This window comes from Halomonas dongshanensis (assembly GCF_024790395.1).
Classification (GTDB): domain Bacteria; phylum Pseudomonadota; class Gammaproteobacteria; order Pseudomonadales; family Halomonadaceae; genus Vreelandella; species Vreelandella dongshanensis.
Genome location: NZ_JAJISC010000001.1, coordinates 607,879 through 626,765 on the forward strand (window position 1 = coordinate 607,879; position 18,887 = coordinate 626,765).

The 18,887-nt window shown below is 61.1% G+C and carries 17 protein-coding genes; 5 read left to right on the forward strand and 12 right to left on the reverse strand.

Annotation, left to right across the window (positions count from 1 at the left end; translation table 11 throughout):
- Positions 1-93 precede the first annotated feature (93 nt).
- From panC to mtnB, 10 genes are all read right to left on the reverse strand, one after another.
- A complete protein-coding gene (panC, locus tag LLY24_RS02795) occupies positions 94-954 on the reverse strand; it encodes a pantoate--beta-alanine ligase (protein ID WP_427854532.1) in 861 nt (286 codons plus the stop codon).
- Between the two features lie 16 nt (positions 955-970).
- The gene (panB, locus tag LLY24_RS02800) at positions 971-1,762 is read right to left on the reverse strand and encodes a 3-methyl-2-oxobutanoate hydroxymethyltransferase (RefSeq protein WP_259034736.1); all 792 of its coding nucleotides are present in this window, start codon (positions 1,760-1,762) and stop codon (positions 971-973) included.
- 124 nt (positions 1,763-1,886) lie between these two features.
- Positions 1,887-2,384, reverse strand: coding sequence for a 2-amino-4-hydroxy-6-hydroxymethyldihydropteridine diphosphokinase (gene folK, locus LLY24_RS02805; protein WP_259034737.1), 498 nt, complete (start codon positions 2,382-2,384; stop codon positions 1,887-1,889).
- On the reverse strand, positions 2,381-3,772 hold the full coding sequence (gene pcnB, locus LLY24_RS02810) for a polynucleotide adenylyltransferase PcnB (RefSeq protein ID WP_259034738.1): 1,392 nt from the start codon (positions 3,770-3,772) through the stop codon (positions 2,381-2,383). Before pcnB ends, folK begins: the two co-directional genes overlap by 4 nt.
- A 219-nt stretch (positions 3,773-3,991) precedes the next feature.
- On the reverse strand, positions 3,992-5,026 hold the full coding sequence (locus LLY24_RS02815) for a substrate-binding domain-containing protein (RefSeq protein WP_259034739.1): 1,035 nt from the start codon (positions 5,024-5,026) through the stop codon (positions 3,992-3,994).
- A gap of 76 nt (positions 5,027-5,102) precedes the next feature.
- The gene (locus LLY24_RS02820; protein WP_259034740.1) at positions 5,103-6,134 is read right to left on the reverse strand and encodes an ABC transporter permease; all 1,032 of its coding nucleotides are present in this window, start codon (positions 6,132-6,134) and stop codon (positions 5,103-5,105) included.
- Positions 6,127-7,608 carry a sugar ABC transporter ATP-binding protein gene (locus LLY24_RS02825; protein ID WP_259034741.1) on the reverse strand — a complete coding sequence of 494 codons (1,482 nt, stop codon included), beginning with the start codon at positions 7,606-7,608 and terminating at the stop codon, positions 6,127-6,129. Before LLY24_RS02825 ends, LLY24_RS02820 begins: the two co-directional genes overlap by 8 nt.
- A 5-nt stretch (positions 7,609-7,613) precedes the next feature.
- The gene (locus LLY24_RS02830; RefSeq protein ID WP_259034742.1) at positions 7,614-8,162 is read right to left on the reverse strand and encodes a 1,2-dihydroxy-3-keto-5-methylthiopentene dioxygenase; all 549 of its coding nucleotides are present in this window, start codon (positions 8,160-8,162) and stop codon (positions 7,614-7,616) included.
- Positions 8,163-8,235: 73 nt separating this feature from the next.
- The gene (gene mtnC / locus LLY24_RS02835) at positions 8,236-8,925 is read right to left on the reverse strand and encodes an acireductone synthase (protein ID WP_259034743.1); all 690 of its coding nucleotides are present in this window, start codon (positions 8,923-8,925) and stop codon (positions 8,236-8,238) included.
- The gene (gene mtnB, locus LLY24_RS02840; protein WP_259034744.1) at positions 8,922-9,509 is read right to left on the reverse strand and encodes a methylthioribulose 1-phosphate dehydratase; all 588 of its coding nucleotides are present in this window, start codon (positions 9,507-9,509) and stop codon (positions 8,922-8,924) included. Before mtnB ends, mtnC begins: the two co-directional genes overlap by 4 nt.
- 90 nt (positions 9,510-9,599) lie before the next feature.
- Here mtnB and mtnA point away from each other — a divergent pair, with 90 nt between their 5' ends.
- Positions 9,600-10,610: an S-methyl-5-thioribose-1-phosphate isomerase gene (gene mtnA, locus LLY24_RS02845; RefSeq protein ID WP_259034745.1), complete on the forward strand. Its 1,011-nt coding sequence runs from the start codon at positions 9,600-9,602 to the stop codon at positions 10,608-10,610.
- A gap of 53 nt (positions 10,611-10,663) precedes the next feature.
- Here the strand turns inward: mtnA and LLY24_RS02850 are convergent, their stop codons facing one another.
- Positions 10,664-12,601: a sigma 54-interacting transcriptional regulator gene (locus LLY24_RS02850; RefSeq protein ID WP_259034746.1), complete on the reverse strand. Its 1,938-nt coding sequence runs from the start codon at positions 12,599-12,601 to the stop codon at positions 10,664-10,666.
- A gap of 285 nt (positions 12,602-12,886) precedes the next feature.
- Between LLY24_RS02850 and LLY24_RS02855 the strand changes: the two genes are divergently transcribed.
- From LLY24_RS02855 to cynS, 4 genes are read left to right on the forward strand one after another with little or no spacing between them, the layout of a single operon-like run.
- On the forward strand, positions 12,887-14,332 hold the full coding sequence (locus tag LLY24_RS02855; RefSeq protein WP_427854527.1) for a CmpA/NrtA family ABC transporter substrate-binding protein: 1,446 nt from the start codon (positions 12,887-12,889) through the stop codon (positions 14,330-14,332).
- Positions 14,333-14,334: 2 nt separating this feature from the next.
- Positions 14,335-15,192 (forward strand): nitrate ABC transporter permease, encoded by an 858-nt coding sequence (ntrB, locus tag LLY24_RS02860; protein ID WP_259034748.1) that lies wholly within the window; start codon positions 14,335-14,337, stop codon positions 15,190-15,192.
- A gap of 10 nt (positions 15,193-15,202) precedes the next feature.
- Positions 15,203-16,159, forward strand: a complete 957-nt coding sequence (locus tag LLY24_RS02865; protein WP_259034749.1) for an ABC transporter ATP-binding protein — start codon at positions 15,203-15,205, stop codon at positions 16,157-16,159.
- Positions 16,152-16,592 carry a cyanase gene (gene cynS / locus LLY24_RS02870; RefSeq protein WP_259034750.1) on the forward strand — a complete coding sequence of 147 codons (441 nt, stop codon included), beginning with the start codon at positions 16,152-16,154 and terminating at the stop codon, positions 16,590-16,592. The genes LLY24_RS02865 and cynS overlap by 8 nt, the downstream gene beginning before the upstream one ends.
- Before the next feature lie 126 nt (positions 16,593-16,718).
- Here cynS and recQ read toward each other — a convergent pair whose 3' ends face one another.
- The gene (gene recQ, locus LLY24_RS02875; RefSeq protein WP_259034751.1) at positions 16,719-18,851 is read right to left on the reverse strand and encodes a DNA helicase RecQ; all 2,133 of its coding nucleotides are present in this window, start codon (positions 18,849-18,851) and stop codon (positions 16,719-16,721) included.
- Positions 18,852-18,887: the final 36 nt, after the last annotated feature.

Sequence of the window (18,887 nt, forward strand, 5' to 3'; positions counted from 1 at the left end):
GCCCGGGGCCTCGGGCCCCCTCGGAAGTTTTCAGCATAGGGTATCTTTGTGCGCTGCGACAATACGCATTTCGGCGCCTTTCAACGCCGTTGGCTACGTAGCCTTTGGCCCGGGAAGGCTAACGACGAGGTTGTCGATTAGCCGCGCCGGGCCGAGCCGAGCGGCGCCAAGCAGTACGGCTTGGCGGGTCTCTTGCGTCACCGGACCAAGGTCGATCGCGCGTAGTTCCAAATAGTCGGGGACGAATCCCGCTGCCTCGAGTGCGCTTACGCCTTGGGCGAGCACGCGATTGATCGTGTCGCCCTGGGCCAGCGCATCGCGCATCTCTACGAGCGTGCGGTAGAGCGCGGGGGCGACGGCGCGCTGATCGGCACTCAAATAGCCGTTACGCGACGACAGCGCCAGGCCATCGGCGGCGCGTACCGTGGGCACGCCGATGATCTCGATGGGCAGGTGCAAATCGGCGACCAGCTTGCGAATTACCGCGAGCTGCTGGTAATCCTTTTCGCCAAAGCAGGCCACATCGGGCTGCACCAGATTGAATAGCAGGGCGACGACGGTCGCCACACCGTCGAAGTGGCCTGGGCGTGCGCCGCCGCAAAGCCCTTCGCCTACGCGCGGTACCCGAACGCGGGTTTGCTCGCCAAGGCCGTTGGGGTAGAGGGTAGTGGTCGTCGGGGCAAAGAGCAGATCGCACCCGGCGGTTTCCAGGGCGTCGCGATCAGCCTCAAACGTGCGCGGGTAAGCATCGAGGTCTTCGCCGGGGCCGAACTGCATGGGGTTGACGAACAGGCTCGCAACGACGAAATCACTGTGCTGGCGCGCAGTTTCGATCAGCGTCAGGTGGCCCTGGTGCAGATTGCCCATAGTGGGCACCAGCGCAATGCGCTGGCCATTTGCGCGCGCCGCTTTCAGCGTCGTGCGCAGGTCGGTAATGCTATCGAGCGTTATCAGAGGCATGGGAGAACCGTTAGAAGCAGTGTTCGGGTGCCGGGAAGCGGCGCGCTTTGACCGCTTGGTGGTAGCGGGAGAAGGCGTCCTGAATAGCGTCGGCCTCCGCCATGAAGTTCTTCACGAAGCGCGGCGTGCGCCCGTGGGTAACGCCCAATAGGTCGTGCATCACTAGGATCTGCCCATCGGTGTCAGGACCTGCGCCAATGCCGATGACTGGCACGTCGAGTGCGGCGGTCACGGCCTTACCCAGATGCTGCGGAACGCACTCGAGCAGAATCACCGAGGCTCCCGCCTCGACCAGGGTTTTGGCGTCGTCGAGGATGCGCTGGGCGTGGGCGTCCTCGCGCCCCTGCACGCGGTAGCCGCCCAACTGGTGAACGGTTTGCGGCGTTAGGCCCAAGTGGGCGCATACGGGGACGCCGCGTTGGGTAAGCGCACGAACGTCTTCGGCCATCCACGCTTCGCCTTCGAGTTTGACCATCTCGGCCCCGGCACGCATCAGCGCGCCCGCGTTTTCGAGGAGCCGCTCACGGCTGGGGTTGCCCATGAAAGGCAGATCGACCATCAAGAGGCTTGCTCCCTTGCCTCGGGCCACGCAGCGGGTGTGGTAGACGATATCGTCGAGGGTAACGGGCAGGGTGCTGGTATGGCCTTGCAGTACCATACCGAGGGAGTCCCCGACCAGCAGTACTTCGACCCCCGCTTGACCGATGGCGTGGGCAAAGGAGGCGTCGTAAGCGGTCAGGCAGCTAAACGGCTCGCCTGCGCGCTTGTACGCCTGCAGCGTACTCAGCGTGATGTTTTTCATGGCGTGTCTCTGTCCGAAGCGGCGTTTTTATTAAAAGCGAATAAACGCGATTGGCAAGGAAACGCCATTGTTACGCCATTACGTGGTGGGTGTCGAGCGGTGGGCAGGCGGCCCTGCGTAGGCGTTAATGGGTGCTGGCCGAAAGCTTGACCAGGTCAGAAGGAGGAAGCTCATCGAGCCAAGCGGTTAGCGGGCGCGCATGCACCTGAAGCTTAGGGGCGATTTCGCTAAGCGGCACCAGCACGAAGTGGCGCCGGTGCATCTCGTGGTGGGGTACGTTCAAGCGCGGATGACGTAGCGTGGTATCGGCGTAGAGCAGCAGATCCAGATCCAGAGTACGCGGGCCCCAGTGGCGCAGGCGCTGGCGCCGGTGGCGCTGCTCCAGCGCCTGCAATTGATCGAGCAGGGCAAGGGGAGAGAGGCGCGTATCGAGCTGCGCCACAGCATTGACGAAGTCGGGCTGATCCTGCGGCCCTACCGGGCGGCTGGCGTAGAGCGAGGAGGCGGCCACGAAGCGCGTCAGCGGTAAGGCATCGAGCTCTTCGAGCGCGCGCCTGACCTGCTGGGTGGGCGTATCGAGATTGCTGCCCAGGCCCACGTAGGCGGTCACCTTCGCGCTCACGCGTCCGCGCTCGGCTTGCGGCCCTTGCGCCGACGTTTGCGGCGCCCATCGCCCTGGCTTGCCGGGTCGCTGCCGACTTTTTGCAGCAGGCGGCGCTGCTCGTGCTCGTCGCCTTGCTGGAAGGCGGTCCACCAGTCGCCAAGTCCACGGGGCAGCTCACCGGCCTGCTCGCGCAGTAACAGCAGATCGTAGGCGGCGCGAAAGCGTGGGTGCTCGCGGGTCTGGAAAGCGCGGCGTCCGCGACGCTGAGGCAGACGCTCCTGCAGCTCCCAAATCTCGCGCATGGGAATGCCAAAACGCTTGGGAATGGAGGTGTGCTCCAGCTGGCGCGAAATCACCTGCTGCGCGGCGGCCTGCAGCGCGGGCAGTGGTGGCATGCCTTCCTGCTCTAGCTCCATTTGGCGATACTTGACCGGCGCCCACAAAAACGCCGCCAGTAAGAAGGCTGGCGTTACGGGGCGATCTTCGGCAATGCGCTTATCGGTATTGCGCAGCGCCTGTTCGATCAGCTCTTCCGCCCAGGCGGCATCGGCCATCGCCTCTTCGGACTCGGGGAAGAGCATGCCGAAGAGGTTGTAGTGGCTCAGCAGGCGGAAGGTCATCAGGCCGTGACCGGCCATAAAGAGCTTGAGTGCCTCATCGAAAAGCCGCGCTGGGGGAATGCTGAGCAGCAGCGGCGCAAGCTCCTCCAGTGGTGCTTCGGTATGCGGGTCGAGGGTGAAGTCGAGCTTGGCGGCAAAGCGAATGGCGCGCAACATGCGCACCGGGTCCTCGCGGTAGCGCGTGGCCGGGTCGCCAATCAGGCGCAGGGTGCGCGCATTGATATCGCCGATGCCTCCGGCAAAGTCGAGAATGCTGAAATCGGCAATGTTGTAGTAGAGGGCATTGATGGTGAAATCGCGGCGAATGGCATCCTCTTCGATGCTGCCCCAAACGTTGTCACGTAGCAGTAGGCCTTCGTCCGACTGCTGAGCGATGTGCTCGCCGTGCTCGTTCTTGGGCTGGCCACGAAACGTCGTCACCTCGATGACCTCGCGCCCGAAGCGGACGTGGACGATACGAAAACGGCGTCCGATCATGCGCGAATTACGAAACAGGTCGCGCACCTGCTCGGGCGTTGCATTGGTCGCAACGTCGAAATCCTTGGGCATCTGCCCCAGCAGGGCATCGCGAATGCAGCCACCGACCAAATACGCATCGAAACCGGCGCCGTTGAGCCGGTAGAGCACTTTTAGAGCGGCCTCACTGATCTGCCGTCGGGAAACGGGGTGCTCGGCGCGAGGAATGATATGGGGGGTGAGGGCGTCAGTGGGGCTCTCAGGGGAATCGAGCGGGGATTTCAAGTGCTCTCCCGGGCGGTTAAGAAAACGGGTAAATCCTTTGAACATGCGGCGATATCGACTCGCAATCTAGGTAAAACCATCGTCGGTAAGGCGATGAGTGTAGCCGACCCCCATGGCCTTGCAAAGCGCTTGCGTTCAATTGCCTGAGCCTGGAGGGTGCCGGGAGCCTTGACCTGATTTGCATAGAAAAGGCCGCGCGATAAGCACGGCCAGGCAAATGCCGTCAGAAGCGAACGATCAGAAAAGCAGACAACGGGTGAGGGCTTAGCGCGCTGGTAGCGGCAGCCAGTCGGCCAGGGCTACCTCGGCGTGGGCAAACTGGGGCATCTTCTCGCTCAGCGTGGCCATGCTGTCGATGGCGTTGTCGTCGAGAAAGTCCTGAGTGATGAGGGTTGGCGGCACGATGACCGGCGACTCAATCGTCTCACCCGCCATCAAAAGCGCCAGGGTACGCACGGAGACTTCACCTACCACCGTTGGGTTGGTGGCCACGGTGGCTGCCCAGGGGGAGCCCGGTTCGCGCATGGCGGCGATGTCGGAGGTGGAGATATCCGCCGAGTAGATCGAGATGTCTTCCCCCAGCCCCATCTCATCGACGGCGATTTTTACCCCGGCGGCGAACTCGTTATAGGGCGCGAAGAAAACGTCGATGGCCGGATTGGCTTGAATGACCGCGCGCGCCTGGTTGGCAACGGCGTTGGCGATGGGGTTGTCCAGCGTGCCGAACACCGCCGCTTCGGTGACGCCCGGATGCGCCGCCTTGAAATCTTCCCAGGCGGCATTGCGTTGATCCAGCGGCGCGATGCCGGGCACGTAGACGTAACCGGCGGTGAAGTCGTCGCCGTTGTCTGCCGCGGCCTGCTCCAGCGCCAGCTCGCCAAGCAGGTAGTTGGACTGCTCGATCTGGGGGATGGCCGGGTTATCGATCTCGACGTCGAAGGCGACCACATCGATTCCCGCATCGATGGCGCGCTGGGCAGCCTCCTGCATCGACTCCGAAAGCCCATGTTGAATGATGATCCCATCGACCCCGAGCGCGATGGCTTGGTCCACCATGTCAGCCTGCAGCGCTGCGTCCTGACGGCTATCGAGCACGCGTAGCTCGACGCCAAGCGCCTCGGCCTGCGCCTCGACGCCGGCAAGGTAAGCCTGGAAAAAATCACCCGTGGAAATATAGCGCACCACCGCAATGCTGACCTCCTCGGGCGCATCGAAGGGCGCGGGGCGCTCCTGGGCGACGGCCAGGGCGGGCCCCAACGTCAGGGTGGCAGCAAGGCCGATGGCAAGGCGGTTCAGCATGGCGGTGTCCTTATACTTTTGCGTTGTTGGAGTGGCTGGTTGCCCAACGTTTCGCTAGGCGAGCATGAAGTACGCCTCAGTGGCGCATCGATGGGCCACGGCGTGATGATAGATAGAAGGTGAACATCAAGGCGATGACCAGTACCGCGCCCTTGACGAAGTCTTGGGTGTAGTAGGGGGCATTTAGCATCGTCATCCCCTGGAGCAGGATGCCCACGAAGAGCGCGCCCATGGCCGTACCGAAGGCATTGGGGCGTGCGGCCCCCAGCACGGCAAAGCCGATCAGCGCCGCAGCGACGCTATCGAGCAGTAAATTGTTGCCGCTGGCGATATCGCCCCGGCCCAGGCGGGCGGCCAGCAGAACGCCGCCAATGGCCGCCGTGACGCCTGAGATCATGTAGGCCGCTATCTTGTAGCGCGCCACCGGTGCGCCCACCAAGGCCGTCGCCCGTGCGTTGGAGCCGATGGCGTACATCAGCCGACCGTGGCGGGTGAAGCCCAAAAATAGCCAGATCGCGAGCGCGATAAGCAGAAAAATCACTACGGGCACCGGCACGAGTCGCTCGATGACGAGATCGAAGCGGTGGCGGCCAAGCCACAAAAATGCTGCCGAAAAACTGCCCTGCGCCGTCTCGCCATCGGCAAGCGTCATGCCCGTGGCGATGGAGTTGCCCTGGGTGGGGATACGCTGTAAGCCAATGAGTAGGAACATCATGCCCAGGGTCGCAAGCAAATCGGGAATGCGGCACTTGACGATCAAAAGCCCGTTGATCAGCCCCACCAGCGCCCCCATCAGCAAACACAAGGCCACCGCCACGTAAGCAGGCTGCTCCAAAACGACCATGCTGTAAGCGGCAAGCATCAGCGAGGAGGTCGCCACCGCGCCGATGGAGAGATCGAAGCCGCCGACCACCAGTGTGGTCGTCACGCCCAGCGCTAGAATGCCGGTGATGGCGACCGACTGCAGCACGAATACCGCCGAGCGTGGGTTGGCAAAGCCCGGTGCCGCCAGGCTGAAGTAGAGCACAAGCCCCACCAGGAGCAGCAGAAAACCGTAGCGAATGGCGAACGCCAACAGTCGTGCCCGGAAGGCGCCGGGCTCAGCCATGGCCTGCGGCCTGCGCGGCGAGGACGCCGAGGTCGATGTCTTGGTTGTATTGCTCACCCGCGATGCATCCTTCATGTAAAACGATGATTCGGTCGGCGATCTCGATCGCCTCGTCGATTTCCGACACGCACACCAGCGTGGCGCGTCCTTTGGCCGTGGCGCGAATCTGGCGGCCGATATCATGGCGCGCGCCAATGTCCACACCCTGGAAGGGCTCGTCCAGGATCAGCAAACGGCAGGGCGCCTGGAGCCAACGGCCGATCATCACTTTCTGCTGATTGCCGCCGGAAAGCGTGCCGATGGCGTCTTGCGGCGACTGGCACACGATGCCAAGCCGCTCGATCATCTGCGTGGCGGCCTGGCGCTGGCGTGAGCGCCTGAGCAGCCCCCCGGTAGAGAATGCCTTCAGAAACGGCAGCGTCATGTTGTCGGCGATGTCGAAGTCGGCCACTACGCCGTTGACCGAGCGGTCTTTTGCCGCCAGAAAAACGCCGCGCGCTAGGGCCTCGCTCACCGTGTTAGGGGCATAATCGCGGCCATCGAGCCGAAGGCTGCCCTGGCTCAGCGGGCGCTGGCCAAAGAGCATGGCCACCAGCGCCTCCATGCCGCTGCCGAGCAGGCCAGTCAGTGCCACCACCTCGCCGTCGCCCACCGCGAAACTCACCGGCTTGCTTCCCGGCGCCAGGACGATGTCGTGGAGTTCAAGCACCGCAGGTCCCGGTGCGACCGGCTGGATCGCCGTCGCCTCTAGCGTTTGGCCCAGCATGGCCTGCACGGCGCCGGGCAGATCCAGCGGCTTTTGATCGAACATCCCCGAGACGCGGCCGTCACGTAGGCAGACGATGCGATCGGCCAGGCGGCGAATGTCGGTCATGCGGTGGGAGATATACAAAATCGCCACGCCCTGCTCGCGCAGTCGATCGAGGAGGTTGAACAGGCGCTCGGCCTCGGCGGCCGAGAGCGATGAGGTCGGCTCGTCCAGAATCAGCAGGCGCGGTGAGTGGGCAAGCGCCCGGGCGATGCCGATCAGTTGCCGGTCGGCAACCGACAGTTCGGCCACGCGTGCATCGAGATCGAGCGTCATGCCCATGGCCTCGGCGACCTGGCGGGCTTCGCGCCGCAGCGTTCGAGCACTGACCCAAAGGCCGTGATCGCGCGAGGCAAAGCGGTCGAGCAAAAGGTTATCGGCCACGCTCAAGTCAGGAATCACGCCGTCATCGATGGCCTGATGCACGGTAACGATGCCCTGGCGAATGGCATCGCGGGCGTCAACGGGGTGATAGGCGTTGCCCGCGAGCGTCATGACCCCGTCGTCGGCCACGTGATAGCCGCTCAACACCTTGACCAGCGTCGATTTACCCGCGCCGTTGGCGCCCATCAGTACGACGACTTCACCGGCGTCGATGGTGAGATCGACGCCGCGCAGCACCTGGTTGGCGCCGAAGGCCTTATAGAGGCCATGAAGAGCGAGCACGCGCTTTACAACTGGTCGAGGCGATCGAAGCGCCCGGCGATGTCGCTTTCGGTCCAGTGTGGCACCCAGCCTTCGACGTTGTCGAAAAAGCGCAGCGCGGTGAATTCAGGCGCGGGGCCCATATCGAACCAGTGCGGGGTGTTGGCGGGCACGCTGATGAGATCGTTACGCGTGCAGAGCACCTGGTACACCTTGTCGTCGAGGTGCAGGCAGAAAAGCCCCTGGCCTTTGACGAAAAAGCGTACCTCGTCTTCGTGGTGGCGGTGTTCGTTCAAAAACTTTTGGCGCATGGCGTCTTTATCGGGATGCGTCGGCACCATGTGCAGCACGTCCACCGTTTGATAGCCGCCCTGGGCTTTCAAGCGCTCGATATCCGCTTTGTACAGTGCCAGGATCTCCTCCTGGGTGGCGTCATCGGCAATCTCACCGGGCGTCGCCCAGCGCTCGAACAGCACGCCCGCGCGGTTCAGCTCCTGCGTGATGATATCGGCGTCCTGAGTATCCACCAGGGCCTCGTGCGGGTTTTGGTCGGCAAAGATCTTGAGGTGTGACATGGCGGCGTCTCCCGGTCGTGATGATGAGCCGTTGAAGTAACGTATTGCGCCCGCGGAGTAAAGGAACGAGCGGTTACAAGGATATGTCGTCGAAGCGGGTGACGTGGGGGTGGCGGCTTCCAGCACGATTGCCTTCGCGCACCAACTGCAGCGTTTGCAGTCCCGCCTCACTTGCCGCATCGAGCTCCTCGATGACATCGGATAAAAACAACACCTGCTCGGCGGGCAGGGCGAGGGTGTCGACGATGTTGCGATAAGACGCTGCTTCGCGCTTGTGGCCAACGTGGGTATCGAAGTAGCCGCTGAAAAGCGGCGTCACGTCGCCCTCGGTGCTGTAACCAAACAGCAGCTTCTGCGCCTGTACCGATCCCGACGAGTAGACGTAGAGCTTTTTACCCTGCTCGACCCAGCGGCGCAGGCAGGGAACGACGTCGGCATACAGATGCCCCTTGAAGGCGCCGCGCTGGTAGCCATCGGCCCACAGCATGCCCTGGAGTGCCTTGAGCGAGGTCTCTTTCTGGTCGCTCTCGATCCAGTGCAGTAGGGTTTCGATCACCCGCTCGACCGGTGCATCGGGCTCGTCCAGGCGTGCACGCACCGCCGCGATCTGCTCGGCGACCTCAGGCTGCGCCTGATGCGTGTGAACGAACTCGGGCAACTGGTCGTAGGCATAAGGGAACAACACCTTATGCACGAACTGGATATCGGTCGTGGTGCCTTCGATATCGGTCACCACGGCGTGAATGTGGTCGAAATGGGTCATGAGGTCCACCGTGTTTCTTCGAGGGTGCAGGCGAGGAGGAATTCGATGGCTTCCAGGTGGCGGCGGCAGGCCGCGACGCTCTCGCCCACGGCGTAAATGCCGTGGCCCTGGACCAAAAAGCCCCAGGGCATCGGCCAGCCTGCTTGGACGTGTGCGGCAAGCTCGGCCATGTCCTGCGAGTTGGGCACCACGGGCAGCGTGATGGCGGCATCGTGGGTAACGTTGCCCGCGAGCGCTTTTTGCATCTCGAACCCGGCTAGCCGAATACCCTCCGGGAAGCGTCGCGACAGCACGGTACTCGCCAGCGTATGGGTGTGCAGCACGCACCCGATGTTAGGCTCGAAACGGTAGAGTGCGGCGTGAAGGTCGCTTTCGGCGCTGGGTTTGCCGCGACCGGCGAGCACGCGACCGTCGAGATCGCAGCGCAAGAGATCCTCAGCGCTCACCCGCGTTTTGTCGACGCCGGAGGCGGTCACCAGATAGCCCTCATCCGTACGCACGGAGAAGTTGCCGCCGGTGGCCGGGGTCCAGCCCTTGGCGGCGGCCCAGCTAATCGCTTCCAGCAGTTCGTCTTGTAAGGTCATCGCCACGCTACTCGTTACTCGCTAAAGGGACGCATTCTATATGATATGCTCCGCGCCTATAAGCCGCGCCCAACCGCCAAGGAGCCTTCGATGCCTCAACTTCAGTCACGTAGCCTGCGTATTCACGCCGACGCTCTTGAATATCTGGACCAGACGCGCCTTCCCCAGGCCGAGTCTTGGGAGCGCATCGACTCTTTAGCGGCGTGGCAGGCGGCGGTCAAGCGCTTGGCGATTCGCGGCGCGCCGCTGATCGGCCTGAGTGCGGCCTTCACCCTAGCGCACTACGCCAAGGCGTACCCCGACGCCGACTGGCAGGCCGCCAGCGACGCCCTGCGCGCCACACGCCCCACGGCGGTGAATTTGATGTACTGCCTGGACGCGCTGGAAGCCTGCTTCGATGCGGGTGCCGACGCACTCTGGGCGCGTGCGCTGGCGCTGTTCGAAGAGGACCGGGCGCTGTGCCTGGCGATGGCCGAACGCGGCGCGGATCTACTGCGCGATGGCGACCGTGTACTCACCCACTGCAACACCGGGGCCTTGGCCACCGCAGGCGTGGGCACGGCGATTGGCGCACTGGCGGTGGCCAAATCACGCGGTCTCAAGCTTCATGTCTACGTGGATGAAACCCGCCCGCTTTTACAGGGCGGGCGGCTTACCGCCTGGGAGATGGCAGATCTAGGCATCGACTATCAGCTGATCTGCGACAGCATGGCCGCAAGCCTGATGGCCGCAGGCAAGGTCGACAAGATCATGGTTGGCGCCGACCGCATCTGCGCCAACGGCGATTTCGCCAATAAGGTGGGCACCTATATGCTCGCCGTGCTGGCGCACTATCATCAAGTGCCGTTTTATGTCGTCGCGCCCTACACCACGGTGGATGCCGCCTGCGCCACCGGCGCCGAGATTCCCATCGAGCAGCGCGACGGTGCCGAGGTGCGGGGCGTGGCAGGCGCCTTTGGCGAGGTGAACTGGGCACCTACGGACGCTCCCGTCTGGAACCCGGCGTTTGATGTTACGCCCGCCGCACTGGTCACCGGCTGGGTACTGGACACCGGCGTGTTCGATGCCGCTGCTATTGGACGTGGCGAGCACTGTCCTTAATATCGCATTCTCCCGTGGTCTCGGAGCGTGACCATGCGCTGGCATCAAGAGCCTTAGGATGCGGCGTCTCGTTTTCTTTTGTTTTTACGAAACTGTCGGGGATCGATACCCCATTTGTACAGGCGGGAGGCCAGTGTTGTCGGTTTAAGGCCCAGCGTTTCAGCCGCGCCACCAACGCCCGATATCTTGCCGTTAGCAGCCTCCAGTGCTTTGAGTGCATTGATGCGCTGATGTTGACACAGCGCCTGTTCGGTCATTGGGTAATCCGGCGCATGAGGCTCCTTCGCTTTCATATTCAAGGTGGTATGGCTCGGCCTGGACTCGGATAGCAAAAAGTCGTCGAAGGATAAATCGCTACCTTGGGTCACGATCACCTGTCGCTCAATCACGTTTTCGAGCTCGCGAATATTGCCGGGCCAGGTGTAGCGCTTGAGCACGTCTAGTTGAGAGGGCGCTATTCGTACGTTGGGCTTGTTGAACTTCAAGCGGGCACGATTTAAGAAGTGGTGTGCCAATAGAGGTACATCTTCGATGCGTTTTCGCAGCGGAACAGAATCGATAGGAAAGACATTCAAGCGGAAGTAAAGGTCCTCACGGAACTGGCCAGCATCGATCATCTCTTTCAGGTCACGGTTGGTAGCAGCAATGACTCGAACATCCACTTCGCGTGTATGGTTATCTCCCACTCGCTCGAATTGCTGATCTTGTAACACGCGCAGTAGCTTGCTCTGTAACTCCAGCGGTATCTCACCCACTTCATCAAGAAACAGCGTTCCTCCATGGGCTAGCTCAAAGCGCCCGGGCCGGTCATGCACCGCGCCGGTAAACGCTCCTTTGACATGGCCGAAAAACTCGCTTTCAAACAAGTCTCTTGGAATCGCTGCGCAGTTCACGCGAATCAGAGGTCGATCGCTGCGGTCGCTGCTTGCATGAATGGCGCGTGCGATCAGTTCTTTACCCGTACCCGATTCGCCGCTGATGAGCACGTTAGCGTTAGTCGGGGCCACCATGGCCGTCTGCTGTATCAGCTTGGCGACCGCTGGGCTGTTGCCAACGATATCGTGATGGTTCACCTCTGCCTTGATCTCTTCTTGAAGGTATTGATTTTCCAGCTCCAGGCGCTGCTTGAGCGACTCTACTTCTTCCAGCGCATCACGCAGTTGTTGCTCGGCCCGTTTGCGCTCGCGAATATCGCGAAACAGGACGACGGCGCCGACCAGGCGGCCCATTTCGAAAATCGGCGTACTGGTGTACTCCACGGGAATGGCTTCGCCGCTCTTGTGCCAAAATACTTCATCATCGACATGGTGTACCTGGCCATCGCTGAACGAGGCGTGAATGGGGCACTGCTGTACAGGAAACAGACCCCCATCTGCACGGGTGTGATGGAACATCAAGTGCGCATCATGTCCCACCATATCCTCAGTGCTCCAGCCAAGGATTCGCTCGGCGGCGGGATTCACAAAGGTGGTTCTACCTTGTGCATCCAGTCCATAAATACCCTCCCCGGCGGCACTCAGTATCAGTCTGTTCTGCTTTTCAATGCGTTCGAATACTTGCTCTACCCGCCGCCATCCCACTTCGCCCTGGCGATGCTGACGTCCAAGCTCGGCCTTGGCCCGGCGTTGTTCGGCCTTGTGCCTGTCCATCACGGTAAGCAGTAACAAAGCGTCATCCAGACGCTGCCCGTGCACCTCGACGCGATGGGGCTGGCGAATGCTATCCAGCAAGACCAAGTCATCCGACCATCCTTGTCCGGTCGTCAATACTTCGTCGGTAAAGCTGATCCACAGGGGCAGGGACGCACTCAAATGGTGGCTGAAGGTGGACGTCATCATTGTTGCATGCTCGGTGGACAGCAAGTGGCAGGCCGAGAGATTGGCCTCCACTAAGCGATCATTCAGCGGATCAATCACCAGCATCGCCAGCGGCGAATGATGCGCCATCCGGGTGAGGGTGGAAGAAGAACCTTGTCGTGAGCGGTTACCCATCTCGACTCCTTGCACTATTCGTTCAGTGGCCCTCTTTTCATACAAGAGTGGGGCCAGAAACGATATTTCGTTAATTAATCAACGAAATATCGTTATTTACGAAAAGTCGTTATAGACGAGAAGGTGGAGACTCTCTGAATTAAATTAAATAAGTATTTGATATTTAATTAAATAAATAAGTATTGGTCATTATGGCATGTGATTCGCTAAGTATTCGAACGACACCATAGAAATTTTTTGCACCAAGATGGCGTGTATCCATGCTGTTCGGCTTCTGCAAGGGGAATGTCTGTGAAAGATGACAACGATCATAATAGTCTGGGGAATCCGTTCGACCATCGCCAATCATTGATCCACGGGCGGAAGTGCGATTGCCGACAGTGCTGCCCACCTCAGTCCGGTATCCTGGTATCTTCTGAACAGGCCGCTTCTGAACCGACAGCTTCTCCTAAATCGACATCACGCTCGAAGGATACCGCCGATGTCATGGATCGCATGGTCGAAAGTGCGTTGGTGCGTGGCATGTTCGGCCACAGCGAGATGCACCGTCGTCAGTTCATGAAACTGGTCGGCGGCGGCACGGTCGCCGCTGCGTTAGCCAGCCTGCTGCCCCTGAATGCGATCAAGGCGGCGGTCAACGAGAGTCTTGGCCCCCTCGAGAAGACGCAGCTCAATATCGGATTTGTCCCCATTACCTGTGCAACGCCCATCATCATGGCCCACCCCATGGGGTTTTATGAGCGCTATGGGTTGGATGTCTCCGTGATCAAGACGGCGGGCTGGGCGGTGGCGCGCGATAAGTCGCTCAACCGAGAGTATGATGCCGCGCACATGCTGACGCCGATGCCCTTGGCCATGACGCTGGGGGCCGGTTCCACGCCAGAGCCCTTCATCATGCCGGCGGTGGAAAACATCAACGGTCAGGCGATCGTGCTACACAACGACCACTTGGATAAACGCGACCCGCAGCAGTGGAGGGGCTTCACCTTTGGCGTACCGTTCGAGTACTCCATGCACAACTTCCTGCTGCGCTACTACGTGGCCGAGCACGGCCTGGACCCGGATCAGGATATTCAGATTCGCGTCATTCCGCCGCCCGAAATGGTGGCCAATTTGCGGGCCGGCAATATCGACGGCTTTCTGTCTCCCGATCCCTTCAATCAGCGCGCCGTGTTCGAACGCATCGGTTTCATTCACCTGCTCACGAAAGAAATTTGGGACGGCCACCCCTGCTGCGCCTTCGCCACCAGCGCCCGCTTCGCGCGCGAGAACCCCAACACCTACGGCGCTCTGCTGCGAGCCATCATCGATGCGACCCAGTACTCCTCCGACCCCGGCAATCGCTCGGAGATCGCCGAAGCCATCGCCCCGACGAACTATCTGAACCAGCCGGTCACGGTGATCGAGCAGGTTCTCACCGGGCGTTTCGCCGATGGTTTGGGGGGCGTTCAGGAAGTGCCGGATCGCATCGATTTCGACCCCTTCCCGTGGCACTCCATGGCGGTCTGGATTCTGACGCAGATGAAGCGCTGGGGGTATATCGAAGGTGATGTGGATTATCAGCAGATCGCCAGGGACGTTTACCTTGCAACCGATGCTCAAACCGTCATGCGTGAGCTTGGGTACGAGGCGCCGGAAGAGACCGCTCGCAACTATCAGATCATGGGCAAAACCTTTGATTACACCCAGCCAGAAGCCTATATCGACAGCTTCGCTATTCGGAGGAGCTAAGGATGAGCCGTGCTGCTACCGAAGGGAAGTTGAGTCTGAATGTCCGCGCAACGCTTCTCGCCATCGTGCTGCTAGTCGTCGGGTTGGGCATTTGGGAAGGCGTGAATCACTCGCCGCTCATGGGCGGAAATGAAGCGCTCAGCGAGTACGAGCAACTGCTGGCTGGCGACGATGAGCGGGCCAGCGTGCCGCCTCCTTCCGAGATTGCCGCCAGGGCGTGGCAAGAGCTTTCCAACCCCTTTTACGATGCAGGCCCCAACGACAAGGGCATTGGCATTCAACTGGGCTACTCGCTCTACCGGGTACTGAGCGGCTATCTGCTGGCCGCGCTGGTGGCGATTCCCATCGGCTTTCTGATCGGCATGTCGCCGCTTGCTTACAAGGCGCTTAACCCCTTTATTCAGGTGTTGCGGCCTATCTCGCCGCTGGCCTGGATGCCGCTGGCGCTATTCATCATTCGAGATTCCGAAGCCTCCGCCATCTTCGTGATCTTCATCTGCTCCATCTGGCCGATGCTGCTCAATACCGCCTTTGGCGTGGCCGGTGTACGCAACGATTGGGTCAACGTGGCCCGAACCCACGAACTGACCTCGCTGCAAACGGCCTTCAAGGTGATTCTGCCAGCTGCCGCGCCCACCATTTTGACCGGTATGCGTATCTCTATCGGTATTGCCTGGCTGGTCATCGTGGCCGCCGAAATGCTGGTGGGGGGCACCGGCATTGGCTATTACGTCTGGAACGAGTGGAACAACCTGGATCTGACCAGCGTGATCTTCTCCATCCTGATGATTGGTGTGGTGGGCATGCTACTGGATATGTCGCTTGCCTATATAGCGCGCTTTGTCACCTACGCCGAATGAGGAGCCGGTTATGAGTCATGCTTTCGTAGAGGTACAAAACGCGACGAAGCGTTTCCCAGGCGCGGGCAAGGACGCTGTGCCGCTGACGGTGTTCGAGAACATCAGCTTCAAGCTCAACAAGGGCGAGTTCGTCTGCATCATCGGGCATTCCGGCTGCGGTAAATCCACCATCATGAACGCGTTGGCCGGGTTGGATCAGTTCTCCGATGGCTCCATGGTCATGGAGAACAAGGAGATCAACGGCCCGGGCCTCGAGCGCGGTGTCGTGTTTCAGAACTACAGCTTGCTACCCTGGCTAACCGCGCTGGAAAACGTTCGTTTCGGCGTTCGCGCCCGCTGGAGAGCGTGGAGCGATAGGGAAGTCACCGACCACAGTATGAAGTACTTGAAAATGGTCGGCCTTCAGGAGGTGGTGAACCGAAAACCTTCCCAACTCTCCGGCGGCATGCGCCAGCGTGTCAGCATTGCCCGCGCTTTTGCCACCAAACCTAAGCTGCTGCTGTTGGATGAGCCCTTTGGCGCACTGGATGCCTTGACCCGCGGCGTCATTCAGGACGAGTTGATCAAGATCTGGAGTCAGGATCAGCAAACCGTGTTCATGATCACTCACGATGTGGACGAAGCCATTTTGTTGGCTGATCGCATCTTCCTGATGACCAACGGCCCCCATGCGCGCATCGCCGAAGCGGTAGAGATCGACCTGCCAAGACCCCGCCAGCGGGCGAGCATCGTCAAGCATCCACATTTCTACACGATTCGTAACTACCTCGTCGATTTTCTGGTCAATCGCTCCAGCGAATTGCGTTCCGAGAAAACCGATGGCCAGGGCTTGCGCTACCCGACACCGGTGGACCCGGTACGGCAAGCGTCCGCTGAGTGCGCGACCGAAACCGCTCCGGCATCCCCGGACATCGAATCACACCAGAATCTGGTCAATTTCACTCCCAAGGAGACTCGTCATGGATAAGCTTGAAATGCGCCACACGCTGCTGGCGGCCAAAGCGCGTAAAAAAATGAGCTGGGACGACATCGCCGGTGCCGTGGGCATGTCGCCGGTATGGGTCGCATCCGCGTGCTACGGAATGAACAGCTCAAGCGTCGACGTGGCCCATAAGCTCTGCGACGTACTCGAGGTCGATAGCGACGTGGCTACAGCGCTGGTGGCCTTCCCCACCAAGGCGTGGGATGAAGCCATTCCCCAGGACCCATTCATCTACCGCTTATACGAAGTGGTCGGCGTCTACGGCGAAACGCTCAAGGACGTGGTGCAGGAGCGATTCGGCGACGGCATTATGAGCGCCATCGATTTCACCATGGAGGTGGATAAAATCGAAGATCCCAAGGGCGATCGCGTACTGCTCACCTTGAATGGCAAGTTCCTTCCCTACAAATCCTGGTAATAGCGTATCGAGCCGATCGGGTGCCGGGTGGCCGATTTCATACCCACCTGTGCCTTGCCCGCCGAATGATTCGGCGGGCAAGGTATCTCGAGGCAGTGGATGGCTGCCGCCGTGTTCTCCTTCCCATCACGAACTTCTCGCAGCGCTCATCGAGGCGCGTACGCAGGCCAATACCGAGTAATCGACTCGGCCATCAAGGGCGTCGTGGACCGGTTTGAGCCCTTGCCCGGCGTAGGTATGGAAAGCGCCTTGAATGCGCTCGAGTTCGGAGGGTGCAAGCGTAATGGCCTCATTGAGTTCGAGCACCCCAACTTCGATAGCCTCCGCCAGGTGGCGGTAGACGGTATTGGCGGTGATGCCGCGGTTTTGTGCGATCGCATTGATCGATAGTCCCTGGCGCAACAGCTCGGCGGACTCCCGGGCGCTATCGCCGATGATGGGGGCGCGGGCGCTTTCCCGGTGTCGGTCGATCACCTGAAGAATCTCTTCACCGTAATCCTCGAGCTTGCGCGCGCCGATGCCGGTGATGCCGCCGAGTGCGGCTAGGTTTTCCGGGCGGCGCTCGACGAGTTCGGCAAGGGTGGCGTCGTTGAAGATGATGTAGGCGGGCACGCTCTGTTCATCGGCCAAGGCCTTACGGTGGCTGCGTAGCGCCTCCCATAGCGGGCCGTGGCCTGGGGCGATGGGCGCGCTTTTGCTGCGTCGCCGGGCGGCGGCTTTAACGGGTTTTCGCAGGGTCAGCGTTATTTCGCCGCGCAGTACCGGTTTGGCCTCTTGGGTCAGGTGGATGCCGCCGTGGCCCTCCATGTCGACGCTCAAGAAGCCGCTGGCGATCAGCTGACGATAAAGCGCTTTCCACTCGTTGGCCGATAGCTCATTACCGATGCCGAAGGTGCTCACTCGGTCGTGACCAAAACGCGTAATGCGCTCATTGGACTTGCCCAGCAGCACGTCGACCAGATAGGTCACGCCGAAGCGCTGCTCGGTGCGGTAGACACACGACAGCGCCTTCTGCGCCGCCACCGTGGCGTCCCAGGTTTGCGGTGGGGTCAGGCAGTTGTCGCAGTTGCCACAGGGGTGATCCAGTGTATCGCCGAAGTAGCGCAGAAGCGCCTGGCGGCGGCAGCTAATGATCTCGCAAAGCCCCAGCATGGCATCCAATTTCTGCTGTTCGATGCGCTTTTGTTGATCGGAGGCAACGGAGCCCTCCTGCATCTGACGCAGCGTGATCACATCCTGAAGGCCATAGGCCATCCAGGCATCTGAGGGTAGGCCATCGCGCCCAGCGCGGCCGGTTTCCTGGTAGTAGGCTTCGATGCTCTTGGGCAGGTTCAAATGCGCCACGAAGCGCACGTCGGGCTTGTCGATGCCCATGCCGAAGGCGATGGTCGCCACCACGATCACGCCGTCTTCGCGCAGAAAGCGGCTCTGGTGGTGCTGGCGCTGCTCCGGCGGTAGCCCCGCGTGATAGGGCAGCGCTGTCAGCCCCTGGCGGGTCAGCCACTCGGCGGTCTCCTCCACCTTCTTGCGCGACAGGCAGTAGACGATGCCCGCCTCATTGTGGTGGTTGTCGCGAATGAAACGCAAGAGCGCTTCGCGCGTGTTGCCCTGATTTTCGGCGATGTGGTAGCGAATGTTGGGGCGATCAAAACCGTTATTGAAAAGCGCGGCGTTTTGAAGCTGCAGATGCTCGATGATGTCGCCGCGGGTCGGCACGTCGGCGGTGGCGGTAAGCGCGATTCTAGGAACGTCGGGAAAGCGCTCGTGTAGCTGCGAAAGCTGGCGATACTCCGGGCGAAAGTCGTGGCCCCATTGGGAAACACAGTGCGCCTCGTCGATGGCAAAAAGCGCGATCGGCACCTGCTCCAATAGCGCCTGCATACGTGGCGTGGCGAGCCGTTCCGGGGCGACATAGAGAAGATCGAGCTCGCCCGCGCGCAGCTGATTCTCTACCGCCATGGCGCCCTGAAAATCCAGGCTCGAATTCAAATACGCCGCGCGCACGCCGTTTTGCACCAGTGCGGCCACCTGATCCTGCATTAGCGCGATCAGAGGCGAGACCACGATCGCCGTGCCCGCGCGCAAGAGGGCGGGAATCTGATAGCACAGCGACTTGCCGCCGCCGGTGGGCATCAACACCAGCGCATCGCCCCCGGCACTTACGTGTTCGACAATCGCCTGCTGCGGGCCACGAAAGTGCTCGAAGCCGAAGACGTCTCGCAGCACCTCAAGGGCCGCTGAGTGGGATTCGCCGTGCATCGTTGCGCTCTCCTCGCGTTATATACCGGGCGAGGA

Coding starts and splice junctions, on each gene's coding strand:
- pcnB (WP_259034738.1), bottom strand. CDS start 3,772: ATGTTCAAAGGATTTACCCGTTTTCTTAACCGCCCGGGAGAGCACTTG.
- LLY24_RS02850 (WP_259034746.1), bottom strand. CDS start 12,601: ATGGGTAACCGCTCACGACAAGGTTCTTCTTCCACCCTCACCCGGATG.
- LLY24_RS02855 (WP_427854527.1), top strand. CDS start 12,887: ATGTCTGTGAAAGATGACAACGATCATAATAGTCTGGGGAATCCGTTC.
- mtnC (WP_259034743.1), bottom strand. CDS start 8,925: ATGACCCATTTCGACCACATTCACGCCGTGGTGACCGATATCGAAGGC.
- mtnB (WP_259034744.1), bottom strand. CDS start 9,509: ATGACCTTACAAGACGAACTGCTGGAAGCGATTAGCTGGGCCGCCGCC.
- LLY24_RS02830 (WP_259034742.1), bottom strand. CDS start 8,162: ATGTCACACCTCAAGATCTTTGCCGACCAAAACCCGCACGAGGCCCTG.
- recQ (WP_259034751.1), bottom strand. CDS start 18,851: ATGCACGGCGAATCCCACTCAGCGGCCCTTGAGGTGCTGCGAGACGTC.
- ntrB (WP_259034748.1), top strand. CDS start 14,335: ATGAGCCGTGCTGCTACCGAAGGGAAGTTGAGTCTGAATGTCCGCGCA.
- cynS (WP_259034750.1), top strand. CDS start 16,152: ATGGATAAGCTTGAAATGCGCCACACGCTGCTGGCGGCCAAAGCGCGT.
- mtnA (WP_259034745.1), top strand. CDS start 9,600: ATGCCTCAACTTCAGTCACGTAGCCTGCGTATTCACGCCGACGCTCTT.
- panB (WP_259034736.1), bottom strand. CDS start 1,762: ATGAAAAACATCACGCTGAGTACGCTGCAGGCGTACAAGCGCGCAGGC.
- LLY24_RS02865 (WP_259034749.1), top strand. CDS start 15,203: ATGAGTCATGCTTTCGTAGAGGTACAAAACGCGACGAAGCGTTTCCCA.
- LLY24_RS02815 (WP_259034739.1), bottom strand. CDS start 5,026: ATGCTGAACCGCCTTGCCATCGGCCTTGCTGCCACCCTGACGTTGGGG.
- LLY24_RS02820 (WP_259034740.1), bottom strand. CDS start 6,134: ATGGCTGAGCCCGGCGCCTTCCGGGCACGACTGTTGGCGTTCGCCATT.